This is a genomic window from Sphingobium sp. B7D2B (assembly GCF_025961895.1).
Taxonomy (GTDB): Bacteria; Pseudomonadota; Alphaproteobacteria; order Sphingomonadales; family Sphingomonadaceae; genus Sphingobium.
On the sequence record NZ_JAOQOM010000001.1, the window covers coordinates 1727200 to 1740968 of the forward strand.

General features: G+C 66.2%; 13 protein-coding genes. 3 read left to right on the forward strand and 10 right to left on the reverse strand.

Annotated features, from left to right (window positions below; genetic code table 11):
- Position 1: 1 nt before the first annotated feature.
- Complete coding sequence (cls, locus tag M2341_RS07845) at positions 2-1411, reverse strand: cardiolipin synthase (protein ID WP_264584849.1); 1410 nt, start codon at positions 1409-1411, stop codon at positions 2-4.
- 139 nt (positions 1412-1550) lie between these two features.
- Here cls and M2341_RS07850 point away from each other — a divergent pair, with 139 nt between their 5' ends.
- Genes M2341_RS07850 through M2341_RS07860 form a run of 3 tightly spaced genes read left to right on the forward strand, consistent with a single transcriptional unit; the run spans position 1551 to position 3756 of the window.
- Complete coding sequence (locus M2341_RS07850; RefSeq protein ID WP_264584850.1) at positions 1551-2756, forward strand: DUF3419 family protein; 1206 nt, start codon at positions 1551-1553, stop codon at positions 2754-2756.
- 12 nt (positions 2757-2768) lie between these two features.
- On the forward strand, positions 2769-3431 hold the full coding sequence (locus tag M2341_RS07855) for a class I SAM-dependent methyltransferase (RefSeq protein WP_413715694.1): 663 nt from the start codon (positions 2769-2771) through the stop codon (positions 3429-3431).
- A 52-nt stretch (positions 3432-3483) separates the two neighbouring features.
- Positions 3484-3756 (forward strand): hypothetical protein, encoded by a 273-nt coding sequence (locus M2341_RS07860; RefSeq protein ID WP_264584851.1) that lies wholly within the window; start codon positions 3484-3486, stop codon positions 3754-3756.
- 4 nt (positions 3757-3760) lie between these two features.
- Here M2341_RS07860 and recQ read toward each other — a convergent pair whose 3' ends face one another.
- From recQ to flhA, 9 genes are all read right to left on the reverse strand, one after another.
- Positions 3761-5524 carry a DNA helicase RecQ gene (gene recQ, locus M2341_RS07865; protein ID WP_264584852.1) on the reverse strand — a complete coding sequence of 588 codons (1764 nt, stop codon included), beginning with the start codon at positions 5522-5524 and terminating at the stop codon, positions 3761-3763.
- Positions 5525-5657: 133 nt separating this feature from the next.
- Entirely contained in the window at positions 5658-5897 is a 240-nt protein-coding gene (locus M2341_RS07870; RefSeq protein ID WP_264584853.1) for a sulfurtransferase TusA family protein, read from the reverse strand.
- Positions 5881-7314 carry a ribosome biogenesis GTPase Der gene (gene der / locus M2341_RS07875; protein ID WP_181559385.1) on the reverse strand — a complete coding sequence of 478 codons (1434 nt, stop codon included), beginning with the start codon at positions 7312-7314 and terminating at the stop codon, positions 5881-5883. Before der ends, M2341_RS07870 begins: the two co-directional genes overlap by 17 nt.
- Positions 7314-8642: a PQQ-binding-like beta-propeller repeat protein gene (locus M2341_RS07880; protein ID WP_264584854.1), complete on the reverse strand. Its 1329-nt coding sequence runs from the start codon at positions 8640-8642 to the stop codon at positions 7314-7316. The genes der and M2341_RS07880 overlap by 1 nt, the downstream gene beginning before the upstream one ends.
- 26 nt (positions 8643-8668) lie before the next feature.
- Entirely contained in the window at positions 8669-9376 is a 708-nt protein-coding gene (locus M2341_RS07885; RefSeq protein WP_264584855.1) for a tetratricopeptide repeat protein, read from the reverse strand.
- Positions 9377-9466: 90 nt separating this feature from the next.
- Positions 9467-10339 (reverse strand): 3-methyl-2-oxobutanoate hydroxymethyltransferase, encoded by an 873-nt coding sequence (gene panB, locus M2341_RS07890; protein ID WP_264584856.1) that lies wholly within the window; start codon positions 10337-10339, stop codon positions 9467-9469.
- Positions 10340-10575: 236 nt separating this feature from the next.
- Positions 10576-10797 (reverse strand): hypothetical protein, encoded by a 222-nt coding sequence (locus tag M2341_RS07895; RefSeq protein ID WP_264572605.1) that lies wholly within the window; start codon positions 10795-10797, stop codon positions 10576-10578.
- A gap of 56 nt (positions 10798-10853) precedes the next feature.
- The gene (locus M2341_RS07900) at positions 10854-11582 is read right to left on the reverse strand and encodes a FliA/WhiG family RNA polymerase sigma factor (RefSeq protein ID WP_264572606.1); all 729 of its coding nucleotides are present in this window, start codon (positions 11580-11582) and stop codon (positions 10854-10856) included.
- A gap of 81 nt (positions 11583-11663) precedes the next feature.
- Positions 11664-13769 carry a flagellar biosynthesis protein FlhA gene (flhA, locus tag M2341_RS07905; protein WP_264584857.1) on the reverse strand — a complete coding sequence of 702 codons (2106 nt, stop codon included), beginning with the start codon at positions 13767-13769 and terminating at the stop codon, positions 11664-11666.

Consider the following 13769-nt stretch of genomic DNA (forward strand, 5'->3'; position numbering starts at 1 on the left):
CTCACAGCAGCGAATCCACCAGCCGGGCGATGTTCTCGGCGAGCCGCCGGGTGCGCGAGCGCGCGCGCCATGCTGCCGGCGTCAGCGTCGTGGAGGCGGCGAGATAGCCGTCATGAATTGCCAGCACCTGCGCAATCGAGGTGGCGTCATAGATCAGCAGGCTCGCCTCTTGGTTGAGCTGGAACGAGCGCAGGTCGACATTGCTCGATCCCACCACGGCCAGCTGGTCATCGATGCTGAGCGTCTTGGCGTGGAGCAGTTCGTTGGGGAACAGGTGGATCGAGACGCCGGCGTCCAGCAGCTCCTGATAGAAGGAGCTTTGCGAGAGGCGAACGAGCGGCTGATCCGCCACGCGCGAGAGAATGAGGTCGACCTTGACCCCGCGCGCCACCGCTGCGCCCATGGCGCCGAGCACGTCCTCGCCCGGCACGAAATAAGGGCTGACCATGACGACATGCTGGCGCGCCTGATGCAATTGCCAGACCAGCAAGGTCTCGAACCCGGCCAGCGGATAATCCGCGCCGCTCGGGAGCAATTGCAGGCATGCGGTCCCGGCGGTGTCCGTCGGGGCAGGGGAGGCGCCGGGCGGATCGCCAGACTCCAGCGACCAGTCGGCACGCACCAGCGCCGCCATGCTGGCGACCACCGGCCCCGTCACTCGCACGACCAACTCGCGATTGACCACGCCGGGCCGGAAATCGCGCGCGACGATGTTCTGGGAGCCGGCATAGCCGATCCTGTCGTCGATCACGAAGAGCTTGCGATGATTGCGCATATCGCGCCGGGTTCGCGCCCGGATCAAGCGCAACGGCAGCGTTTCGCACACCCGCACCCCCTTGGCGCGCAGCAGCGCCTGCGTCCCGCGCCGCCATGGGCGCGAACCCACCGGATCGAACAGCACCCGCACGTCCAGACCGCGCTCAACCGCCCGGCCAAGCGCGGCGGCCACGCGCTGGCCCACGGCATCGTCGGCGAAGATGTAGACGAGCAGGTGGACGGACCGCTCTGCGGCATCGATATCCGCAACGAGCCGGTCCACCACCGCGTCATAGGCGTCGATCAGCGTGATGGCATTGCCGTCGGTGGCGGGCATATGGCCCAAAGTGCGCGCGAGCGCCGCGATGGGCCCCACATCGCCAAGCGCGGGATGATGCCGCTGCTGCGCCTGCGCGGTCGCAGCAAAGAAGGGCTGCAAGGCGTCGAACCGCTCGCGCCGCCATGCTGGGAAGCGCGGACTGCCGATGGCGAGAAACAAGAGCAGGCCGGGCACCGGCAGGAAGAAGATCAGCAGCAACCATGCTCGCGCCGCCGCAGGTGTCCGCCGCAGGGGCACGACCGCGAGCGCGCCGATGCGGATGATCCATTCCAGCGCGTACCAGATCTGATCGAGATGGGGTGATGACCCTGCCATGCCCGATCCTAGCGTGAGCGCTCCGCCAGAGCCAAGACCATTGCACGCAGCCGCGTCACCAATCTGCCATCTCGCGGTCACGGGCCTGACATGCATGGCGCCTAGCGGGGCGTCAGGTGGACCAACAGGGGAGCCGTTCATGCCGCATGTCATCGATCGCGCCGTCATCAACCATGAGGCGACCACGCGCGAGGGCCTTCTCGAACGCGCCTTCGCCTTCGCTTTTCGAGGCCTGGTTTACGCGCAGATCTGGGAAGACCCGGTGGTGGACATGGAGGCGCTGGCGATCACGCCGGAGAGCCATGTCGTGACCATCGCCAGCGGCGGCTGCAATGTGCTCTCCTACCTGACCGCCGATCCGGCGCGCATCACGGCCGTCGATCTCAACACGGCCCATATCGCCCTCAATCGCCTGAAGCAGGTCGCGGCGCAGCAATTGCCGGATTATGCGAGCTTTCGCCGCTTCTTTGCCGAGGCGGACAGTGCGGAGAATCTCCGGGCCTACAAGGCGCATATCCGCCCCCATCTGGACGAGACGGCGCGCCGCTATTGGGAGGGGCGTGATCTGGTCGGACGCCGCCGCATCAGCATGTTCCGCTCCGGCGCATATAAACGCGGACTGCTCGGCGGCTTCATTGGGGCGGCGCATCTGGTGGCGCGGCTGTACCGGATCGATCCGCGCGAATTGCTGGCCGCGCGCGACATGGAGGAGCAGCGCCGCATCTTCGAGGTGCGACTGGCGCCGATCTTCGAGCGCAAGTTCATTCGCTGGCTGACCGACCAGCCCGCCTCGCTCTTCGGCCTCGGCATTCCGCCCGCGCAATATGATGTGCTTGCCGGCGATGAGAAAATGGCTGCGGTGCTGCGCAAGCGGCTTGAGCGGCTCGCCTGCGATTATGATCTCAAGGCCAATTATTTCGCCTGGCAGGCCTTCGGGCGCGGCTATGGCCGCCATGCGGATGCGCCACTGCCGCCCTATCTCCAGCAGGATCATTATGAGGCGGTGAAAGCGCGTGCCGCCCGGGTCGACGTCCGCCACGCCAATATGACTGACTGGCTCGCCCAGCAGCCGGATGCCAGCGTGGATCGTTATGTGCTGCTGGATGCGCAGGACTGGATGAGCGACGCGCAACTGATGGCGCTTTGGTACGAGATCACCCGCACGGCCCGCCCCGGCGCTCGCGTGCTCTTCCGCACGGCGGCCGAGCCGAGCCTGCTGCCGGGGCGCGTGCCCGATCCGCTTCTGGAGCGCTGGCATTATCATGGCGAGGACTCGCTGCGCTTCACCCGCGCCGACCGCTCATCCATTTATGGCGGCGTGCATCTCTACAGTTTAAAGGGTTAATCGGTGTCGCACATGGATCGCATCGGCGCGGCGAGCGACCGCCATGCGCGCGCGATGGACGCGCAATATGCGCTGCAGCGCCACATCTACGACATCACCCGCAAATATTATTTGCTGGGGCGGGATCGGTTGATCCGCGATCTGGCTGTGCCGGCTGGCGGATCGGTGCTGGAGATCGGCGTTGGCACCGGGCGCAATCTCGCGCTGGTCGCCCGGCATTATCCGCAGGCGCGGCTCTTCGGGCTCGATATCTCGGCGGAAATGCTCAAATCGGCGCAGCGCAATATCGCCCATGCCGGCGCGCACTCGCGCACCCTGCTGGAGCGCGCGGATGCCGCCCGCTTCGATCCGCAGGCCTTGTTCGGCGAGCCGGGCTTTGACCGGGTCTATATCAGCTACAGCCTCTCGATGATCCCGCAATGGGAAGCCGCGCTGGCGCAGGCATTGTCCGTCGTCGAGCCGGGCGGGTCGCTCCATATCGTCGATTTCGGCCAGCAGGAGCGCTTGTCCGGCTGGTTCCGCGCGGCCTTGCAGGGCTGGCTCGGGCGCTTTCACGTCACGCCGCGCGAGCCGCTCTTTGCCGTGGCTCACGGCCTTGCCGCGACCTATGGCGTCGACCTGTCCTGCCGCGCCCTGTATCGCGGATACGCCTGGAGCGTGACGATCCGGCGGTGAACGCAGTCGATTTCGGCTGCGTCCGGGCCGTGCGTGCCTTATGCTGGCGGCCATGGATTTTCATGACCTGATGCTGCGCTATTTCGGCAAGACCGAACTGGAAGAGGTGCCTTCCGAGGCGATGGGCGCCGGAATCGAGCGGATGCGCGTCGATTTCGGGCTGGAGAAGGACGCCGGCCGGCGCTTCGGCCTGTGGGCACTGCTGCACATGCTTGGAGACGCGCCGGACCTCGATGTGGCCTTCAAGGACCCCGCCGAGCGCGAGGCCGCCCGCAATTTCATGGATATGGCCGCGCGGCTCACTGACGCCGACGAAACGGGCTGATGAATTAGCCGAAGCGGCGAAGGGCGGCGAGGAAGGCCTCGCCATAGGCCTCCAGCTTGCGCTCGCCGACACCGCTGACCAGCGCCATGTCCCGCAGCGACTTGGGGCGGATCGCGGCCATGTCGCGCAAGGTGCTGTCATGGAAGATGACATAAGGCGGCACCCCGGCCTCCTGCGCCAGCGTGCGGCGGCACTCGCGTAGGGCCTCGAAAACCGGGTCGTTGACGGGGTTCTCCCCCTTGTCGCGGCCACGCCGGCGTTCCTTCTTCGGCTGGATCACCAGCTCGACGCGCTCCTCGCCCTTGAGATAGCCGCGCGCCGCTGGGCCGAGCGCCAGCCCGCCATGGTCGGTGGTGGTCAGCGCATCATGCACCTGCAGGGCGCGGGCGACCGGCTTGATGAGCGCGGCCTCGTCGCCCTCGATAATGCCGAAGACGGACAGGCGATCATGCCCGCGCTGGGAAATCCGGTCATTACCCCGCCCGGTCAGCACGGCTTCGAGGTGACCGAGGCCAAAGCTCTGGCCGGTGCGGTGGACGGCCGAGAGTAGCTTCTGCGCCGTCAGCGTCGCATCGATGCTGGCGGGCGGCGAGAGGCAATTGTCGCAATTGCCGCAGGTGGGTGGCGGGCTCTCGCCGAAATGGCGCAGCAGCACCGCACGGCGGCACCGCGCGGTCTCCACCAGTGCACCCAGGGCGGCAATGCGCGCGCGCTCGCCGGCCTGGCGCTCTGGCTCCACCTCGCTAATCCGCTGGCGCGCCCGCATGAAATCCTCTGCGCCCCACAGCAGCGTCGCCGTCGCCGGATCGCCATCGCGGCCGGCACGTCCGCTCTCCTGATAATAGCTCTCGATGGACTTGGGCAGGCCGGCATGGACGACGAAGCGCACGTCCGGCTTATCGATGCCCATGCCGAAGGCCACGGTGGCGACCATCACCATCTCTTCGCTGGCGAGGAACGCAGCCTGATTGGCGGCGCGCAGCTCGGCGGGCAGTCCCGCATGATAAGCCAGCACCGGGCGCCCCTTGGCACCGAGCGCCTCGGCAAGCTGCTCGGTCGAGGCGCGGGTTGGTGCATAGATGATGCCGGGGCCGGGATTGGCCGCCAGAATATCGGTAAGCTGACGACGCAGGCCATCGCGCGGCTGCACGAGGTAACGGATATTGGGCCGGTCGAAGCCGGAGATGATCAGCCCCTCAGCCGGAATGCCGAGCTGGGTGAGAATATCCTCGCGGGTGTGGGCATCCGCCGTGGCGGTGAGCGCGAGCCGGGGAACATCGGGAAAGGCGTCGAGCAGCGGACGCAGCAGGCGGTAATCGGGGCGAAAATCATGGCCCCATTCCGAGACGCAATGCGCCTCGTCGATCGCGAAGAGGCAGAGGCGCGACCGCTCCAGCAGCGCACGGAACCCGTCTCCCGAGGCGCGCTCTGGCGCTACGTAGAGCAGGTCCAGCTCGCCGGCGACCAGCCTGTCCTGCGTCTCGCGCCAGTCAGCGTCCACCGACGTCAGGCTCGCCGCGCGGATGCCGAGCGCTCGCGCCGCGCGCAACTGGTCGTGCATCAGCGCGATTAACGGCGAGACGACAACGCAACAGCCGGGCAAGGCGAGCGCAGGCAATTGGTAGCAGAGAGATTTCCCCGCGCCGGTCGGCATGATCGCCAGCGTCGGGCGGCCCGCCAGCACCCGGTCCACCACTTGCGCCTGCACGCCCCGAAAGGCCTCGAAGCCAAAAACGCTTCGGAGCAGGGCGGCGGGATCGGCAAGCATCGGGCGGCTATAGGGTGGGGAGGGGTGAGGGGGAAGGGCAGAATGGCCCTGCCGACCGTTCATCATCTGTCAGTGCGGCAGAACAGGTGGTTCCTGCCAACGAAAAGCCGCAAAACGGCCGCATCTCATTCGCTTATGTTTCCTCTGCACCCTCGCGGCTCAGCGCATATTCCACATGGCTCTCTGCCTCGTGAACGCCAATCGCCCAGCCATTGGATTGCGCCAAGGCCGGCACATCGATTTTCGCCACCGGATCGTCGGCCAGCAGCAATACGGAATCATGGTCGCGCATCGCGCGCGCGGCGCGCAGGACGGGCCACGGGCATTTCAGCCCGCGGGCGTCGATGCGCGTCGGATCACTTCTTTTTGTCAAATGGGTTCCGTGCGCTACGCAGGTTTAGCCGGATTGGCACGCCCGAAAAGTCGAGCGCTTTGCGGATACCATTCACGAGATAGCGGCTGTAACTCTCCGGCACCTCATCAAGACGCGATCCGAACACCACGAACGTCGGCGGCCGGCTGCGCGCCTGGGTGATGTAGCGCATTTTGATCCGCTTGCCGCCCGGTGCCGGCGGCGGATTGGCTTCCAGCGCCTCATCGAACCAGCGGTTGAGCAGGCTCGTTGGCACGCGCTGCGACCAGCGGCGGCGCGTATCGAACGCCGCTTGCAGCAGATCGTCAATGCCCTTGCCCGTGGCGCCGGAGACGGTGAGCAGCGGCACACCGCGCACCTGCGCAAGGCCGTCTTCCAGCGCCTTGCGGACGCCCTGATAGAGCGACGAGCCATTCTCGGCCACGTCCCACTTGTTGAGCGCGATCACGAGCGCACGGCCCTCGCTCAGCACCTTGTCGGCAATGCGGAGATCCTGCGCCTCAAGCCCAAGCGTGGCATCGAGCATCAGCACCACGACTTCCGCGAAATCCACGGCATGAAGCGCATCCGCGACAGAGAGTTTCTCCAGCTTCTCCTGCACCTTGGCGCGCTTGCGCATGCCGGCGGTGTCGATCAGCCGCACCGCGCGCGCTACGCCGTCGGGCGCGTGCCAGGTCCAGTCCACGGCGATGCTGTCGCGCGTGATGCCGGCTTCCGGCCCGGTGATCAACCGCTCTTCGCCCAATATTCGATTGATGAGCGTGGACTTGCCGGCATTGGGCCGCCCCACGATGGCGAGCTTGAGCGGCGCGCTGTCGTCCAGCTCGTCCTCGTCTCCCACATCATCCTCGTCGCCCTTGACGGGTAGGTCCGGCTCGTCCGCCTCGACATGCGGGCGGATCGCCTGGAACAGGTCGGCAAGACCTTGCCCATGCTCCGCGGAAAAGGCCACAGGCTCATCAAAGCCGAGCGAAAAGGCTTCCATGATGCCGGGATCGGCAGCGCGGCCCTCGGCCTTGTTGGCGAGCAGCACCACCGGCGTGTTCCCGGCGCGCAGCCAGCGGGCGATATGCTCGTCGAGCGGCGTGATGCCCGCGCGCGCGTCGATCATGAACAAGGCGACCGAGGCACCCTGAACCGCCATTTCGGTCTGCGCGCGCATTCGGCCCGGCAGGGTCTGCGCGTCGTCTTCCTCGAAACCGGCGGTATCCACGATGCGGAACTTGAGGCCGAGCAGTTCGGCATCGCCCTCGCGCCGGTCGCGGGTGACGCCGGGCTGGTCATCGACAAGCGCGAGCTTCTTGCCCACCAGCCGGTTGAACAGCGTGGACTTGCCCACATTCGGGCGGCCGACGATGGCGACGACCGGAAGGCTTCCGGGCGGCGTGTCGCGGTCTGGGCGTTGTCTTTTTGCCATCAGCGGAACGCGAGGATGCGTCCCTCGTCCGTCAGCACGTAAAGCATGTTGTCCGCGACGATGGGCGGCAGGGTGAGACCCTGCTTGAGGTCGCGCTCCTGCAGCACCTTGCCGCTCGTCGGATCGACGAACGCCATCGCGCCTTCGGTGGAGACGAGGATGAGCTTGCCGCCCGCGAGGATCGGGCCGCGCCAACGGATCGGGCCGGTCTTCTTCTTCGGCTTGCGCCAAGCCGGCAAATCGCTGATCCACCGGATCTTGCCGGTGGCGCGGGTGATAGCCAGCAGCTGGGACTTGTCGGTCACCACGAACACCCAGTCGCTCACCACCAGCGGGGTGGCGATGCCGCCGATGTTCAGCTCCCACAGGCGCTGCCCGCTCACCAGCTCATAAGCTGCCATGCGGCCGCCTTCGCCGATGGCGAACACCTGGCCCCGGTCGACCACCGGGTCGGCGTCAATATCGGTCAGCATGGCAACCGAGGTGGAGATGCTGGTGCGGCTGAGCGCATCGCCCCACAAGGCGCGGCCGTTCTCGTAGCGATAGGCGGTCAGTTCGCCCGAGCTATAGCCGGCGATGACCGAACCCTGCGCCGCCGCCGGAGCGCCGACGCCGAACACGCCCGTGGCTTCCAGCGTGCCGCTGTCCGTCCACACGACCGCGCCATCTGCCTGCGAGAGCGCGAAGAGTTGGTTGTCCTGGCTCATCACATAGGCATTGCCATTGGAGAGCGTGGGCGCACCGCGCAGCGGGCCGCCAGGCTGCACCTTCCAGATCTCGGCGCCGTCCGTGACATTCAGCGCGGCAACGGACCCGGCGCCGGACGTGGCGAACAAATGGTCGCCCTCGACACTGACGCCGCCACCGAACTGCACCTGCGAAGGCTGGTTGGGCGAGCGAATGCTCTTCGACCAGAGCCGCGCGCCGGTTTTGGCGTCGAAGGCGGAGACCGTCGCATCGGTGTCGATCACGAAAAGCTTGCCGCCTGCGACGACCGGCGCTGCGGCCAGCCGGCTGCGCGAGCCGCCACCGGTCACCGACGCCGACCAGGCCTGCTGGATATTGTCGCCGAGCGCGACATGGCCGATGGCCTTGGCGGCATTGCCACCCGATTGCGCCCATGCCGGGTTCACGACCGGCGGCGGCAGCGTTACCACCTGCGATGCCACGGCGTCGTCCACGGCCAGCACATTGTTGCTGCCGAGGATGGAGGTGCGGTCGCCATGCACTGGGGTCTTGGGGCCGCTCTTCCCGCCGCATCCGGTCAGGAGCAGCAGGGCCGCAGGAATGCCGATCCAGGCGGCGCGATATGATGTGGGATTACGCATCCTCGTGGGTTTCTCTTTCAATGGAATCAGGAGGCAGGCGTGTCAGCGGTCGGCCCGGCTTGCTTGGGCGTCGTCGCCGATCCAAGCATGCTGGCCATTTGTCCGGCGCGCAGCTTGATGGATTCAGGCACAAGCGGATCGTTAGCCATCTCGTTGAAGATCTTGCCGGCCTGATCGCGCTGGCCAGCTTTGAGGTGAGCGATGGCGGTGAGTTCACCAGCGCTGCCGAACCAGCTATTGCCCGGCACCGCCACTGGCTTGAGCGCGACGATCACGTCCTGCGGCTTCATGCTGTCGAAGGCGAGGGCAGTCCGGCGCATCAGCGCGGCGTCCTTTGTCGCGGCCGGCGCCTGCGCGTCGGCCAGAATGGCATCATAGGCGGCAAGCGCGGTCTTGGCGTCGTTACGCCCGCCTGCCAGCGCGGCCCTGAGCATTTCCGCCTGCGCCCGATAGCCCGGGCCACCTTCGGCCATGATCTGCTTGTACACCCCATCATCCAGCGTGGCCCGCTGGGCAGCACTCATCAGCCGGGCGAACTGCTCGCCATTGGCCTCGGCTTTCTGGGTCTGGTGGTGCTGCCAGTAGAGCCAGCCGCCAAAGGCAGCGAGGCCGAGCACGACGACAGCGATGACCAGACGGCCGTAATTCTTCCAGAAGGACAGCAGATCGTCCTGCCGCACGGCATCGTCGATCTCGCGGAGCAGGGCCTCGTTCTGATGTGGCGTCAGGGCCAAGTCTCTATCTCCAGTCGGCTGAAAAAGCGCAGGGGCGCATGAAGGGATTTTGTGGCCGCGGACCTTAGCGGCGGATGAACTCTGCGCAAATCACTTTTTGGCGCCATAAAGCTGGGCCTCGCCGGGGAAGCTGCGCGCGCGTACCTCCTGCGCATATTGGGCCGCCGCATCGCTGATCGTCCCGGCAAGATCGGCATAGCGCTTCACGAAACGCGGCGTGCGCTCGAACATGCCGAGGAGGTCTTCGGTCACCAGCACCTGCCCGTCGCAGGCTGCCGAGGCGCCGATGCCGATCGTGGGACAGGGCACGTCGCCCGTGATCTCGATGGCGAGGTCTTCGATGACGCCCTCGATCACCATCGCGAAGCAGCCGGCGGCGGCGACGGCGCGGGCATCATTGCGGATTTTGGCGGCTTCGGCAGCATCGCGGCCGCGCGGCCCATAGCCGCCGAGCGCGTTCACCGCCTGCGGCGTAAGGCCGACATGGGCGCAGACCGGGATGCCCCGCTCGCTCAGAAAGGCGATGGTCGGTGCCATGGCCTCGCCGCCTTCCAGCTTCACGCCGGCAGCGCCGGTTCCCTTCATCAGGCGGGCGGCGCTTGCGAAGGCTTGCTCCGGCGAAGCCTCATAGCTCCCGAACGGCATGTCGATGATGACGGCGCTGTGATAGCTGCCGCGCACGACCGCAGCGCCATGGGCGGCCATCATCTCGAGCGTGACGGGCACGGAGGACGGCAGGCCGTAGATCACCTGCCCGAGCGAGTCGCCCACCAGCAGCAGGTCGCAATGGGGGTCGAGCAACTGCGCCTGCCGTGCCGTGTAGGCGGTCAGCATCACGATTGGCGAGTCGGTCACCCCATCGACCTTGCGCGCGCGGATGGCGGGAATGGTCAGCCGACGCATCGGCGCCGGCGTGGGGTTCGCCCGGCTGGTCGCCGTATCGAGGGTGTAAGTGGCGGACATGGCCACGCTTTAGCGCAACCGCAGCGGTTCGCCTAGGCTGCGCGGGTGAAACCCACAAACATGCTCGCCTCAGAGGAGGGGCTGGGGGTGGTGGCGATGCGCCAGCATCGCAAACTTAGAGAGTGGCCGCGCGGGCGCGACACCACCCCAACCCAACCCCTCCTCTGAAGAGGAGGGGCTAAATCTGCTCGATTTCAACGACGTTTGAATTGAGGCGGCGCACTGTCCGCAAACGCTCACTTCTTATCGACAGCACCTTGGGCCGCATCGCCCACATCCTGCGCTGCATCGCCGACTTGCTGCGCCGCCGTGGACACGGCGTCGTTCTTGTTATCCTGGCTCTGCAGCAGGAAGTAACCGCCCACCGCGAGGATCAGCAGTGCCACGATCGCAATGATCGCGGTTGCGCTGCCGCCGCTCGAGCGCTCGACGATTACCGTTTTGGGTTCTTCGGCCATGTCATCCTCCACCTGATTGATGGCGGAGAAACGATCATCCCGCAGCGCGGTTCCGATCAGAGGAAGGCGCTGAGGCGTCCCCGCAGCTTGTCGAGCGCAGATTTCTTGATTTGGCACACCCGGGCCGCACCGATGTCGAGCGTCAGTCCGATTTCCTCAAGGTTCATTTCCTCGACGAAGTAGAGCTGCAGAACCATCGCCTCGCGCTCGGGCAGTTCCTTGATGCAGGCGGAAACCGCGCGCTTGAGGGATTCCCGCTCCAGCACTTCCTCGGCGCCCTCGGTTGCATCGGCGAACCACATCGACTGGTCCGAATAGACCTCGTCCATGCTCTGGTGTTGGGCCATATCCGTCCCGTCGGCAAGCTCGCGCCAGCCAGCGGCATCAAGACCCAGATGCGCGGCCACTTCGCTATCCGCGGGCGGACGACCGAAACGTTGCTCCAGCGCGCGACGGGCATCCTGAATGGTCTTGCGGCGCGCCATCGCCGAGCGACACAGGGTCGCATGGCGGCGCAGATGGTCGATCATCGCGCCGCGCACGCGCATCTGCGCATAGGTCGCAAAGCCGAAGCCGCGATCCTCGAAGCTGTTGGCCGCCTCGACCAGCGCGACCATGCCGATCTGCAGCAGATCCTCGATCTCGATGGCGCTGGAGACGCGGCCATGGACATGCCAGGCGATCTTGCGCACCAGCGGCATATATTGCTGCGCCAGCTGATCCGGTGAGACACCGGGCCGGCGACCGTAAGTCAGGGCTGCAACCTCAAGCTGTGCGCTGTGCATGGGTCTCATCTACGCTGAAAGGTTTAACCGGGAATTTCCGAGCAGGGCGGAGGCGTGTGCGGATTATGCTGCGCAATATCGTCATGCCGCCTGCAGCCGCTCGACCTGATGGATGCGTGTCTCGTTTCCGACCACTGCGACGACTTCCACAGCCTTGCCATCCGGGATTTCCAGGAATGAGAGCACCGGAACGTCGGGCAGATGCGGGCGGAACAGGCGGGATAGGGCGCGGCGCGCCACCGGCGAGGTCACGATCGCAAAGCTGCGGGCCTGTGCCATCAGCGGACGGGCCGCCTCGCTGACCTGTTCGATGAGGCGTTGGGCCAGCGCCGGCTCGATGGGATGATGGGCATCCGCGCCGACGCGCATGGCCTGGGCGAGGAGGCTTTCCAGCTCGCCATCGAGCGTGAGCACTGGCAGCGGCGCCTTCACCGGCACGATGCTCTGGATGATGAGCGAGCCGATCCGCTGGCGCACTGCCTCGATGAGCGCGTCGGTAGACATGTCCCCGCGCGCAACGATCACCATGGCTTCGGCGATACGGCGAAAGTCCTTGAGCGGAATGCCCTCGATGAGCAGCCCGCGGCACAGCGCGGCGATCTGCGCGAGGCTCAGCGGATTGGGCGTCAGGCCATCGACAAGTTGCGGCGTGACTTCGCGCAGCGTGTCGAGCAGCTTCTTGGCCTCGTCCATGCCGAACAGCTCAGCGGCGTTCTGCAGGATGAGATGATTGATATGCGTCGCGATCACCGTCGAGGGGTCGACGACGGTATAGCCGGAGACGACCGCTTCGCTGCGCCGCTCCATCGGAATCCACACCGCGTCGAGCCCGAACGTCGGGTCCTGCGCAGCGCGACCCTCGATCCGCTGGGTGATGTCGCCGCTATCGAGCGCCAGCAGGCTGTCCGGGAAGATCTCATCCTCGCCAACCACGACGCCGGCGATGGTGATGCGATATTGGTTCGGGCCGAGCGCGAGATTGTCCTTCACCCGGATCATCGGCACCACAAAGCCCAGTTCGCGCGAGAGCTGGCGGCGAATGCCGGTGATCCGGCCGATCAGCGGCGCCTCCTTGCGCTCGTCGACCAGGGAGATCAGGCCATAGCCGATCTCCAGGCCGAGCGCGGCGCCGTCGGAGACGTCGCTCCACTCGATGTGTGCAGGATTTTCAACCACCGCCGGTTCCGCCGGCGCCTCGCTGCGGGCCTTGGCGGCCTTGCGCAGTTTCCACGCGATGAACCATGCGAGGCCGGCGGCGGGCAGGATGATGAGGTGCGGCATGCCCGGTACGATGCCGAGCACGGTGAGAATGCCGGCAACCGGCACCCAGGCGCGGCTGTGGCCGAACTGGCTGGAGATCTGGCCGGAGAGGTCATGCTCGGACGTGACACGGGTCACGATCGCGGCTGCGGCAATGGAGAGCAGCAGCGCCGGCACCTGCGCCACGAGCGCGTCGCCGATGGCCAGCAGGATGTAGGTCTGCGCGGCTTGCCCGATGGAGAGATCATGGCTGACCAGACCCAGGGTGATGCCGCCGAGGATATTGATGACGAGGATCAGCACACCGGCGACGGCGTCGCCCTTCACGAACTTGGAGGCACCGTCCATCGAGCCGTAAAAGTCAGCTTCGGTCGCGACTTCCTGCCGGCGGACCTTGGCCTGCTCGGCGGTCAGCAGGCCGGCGTTGAGATCGGCATCGATGGCCATCTGCTTGCCGGGCAGGGCATCGAGGGTGAAGCGGGCAGACACTTCCGACACGCGGCCCGCGCCCTTGGTGATCACCACAAGGTTGATGATCATCAGGATCGCGAACACGAAGATGCCGACGACATAATCGCCGCCGATCATGAAATTGCCGAATGCCTCGATCACATGGCCGGCCGCATCCGATCCATTGTGACCGTTAACCAGCACAATGCGCGTCGAGGCGACGTTGAGCGCCAGGCGAAGCAGCGTGGCCAGCAGCAGCACGGTCGGAAAGCTGGAGAAATCGAGCGGCTTGGCGGCGTTCAGTGCGATCATCAGCACCGCAAGGCTGATCATGATGTTGCCGACGAAGCCGATATCAAGCAGCAGCACCGGCACCGGCACCACCATGAACATGACGAGCAGCAGGATGGCGAAGGGCAGAGCTGCCCCGCGTGCCGAGTTCTTCCAGATGCTGCCGTTGATGTCGTTGCGCGTCAT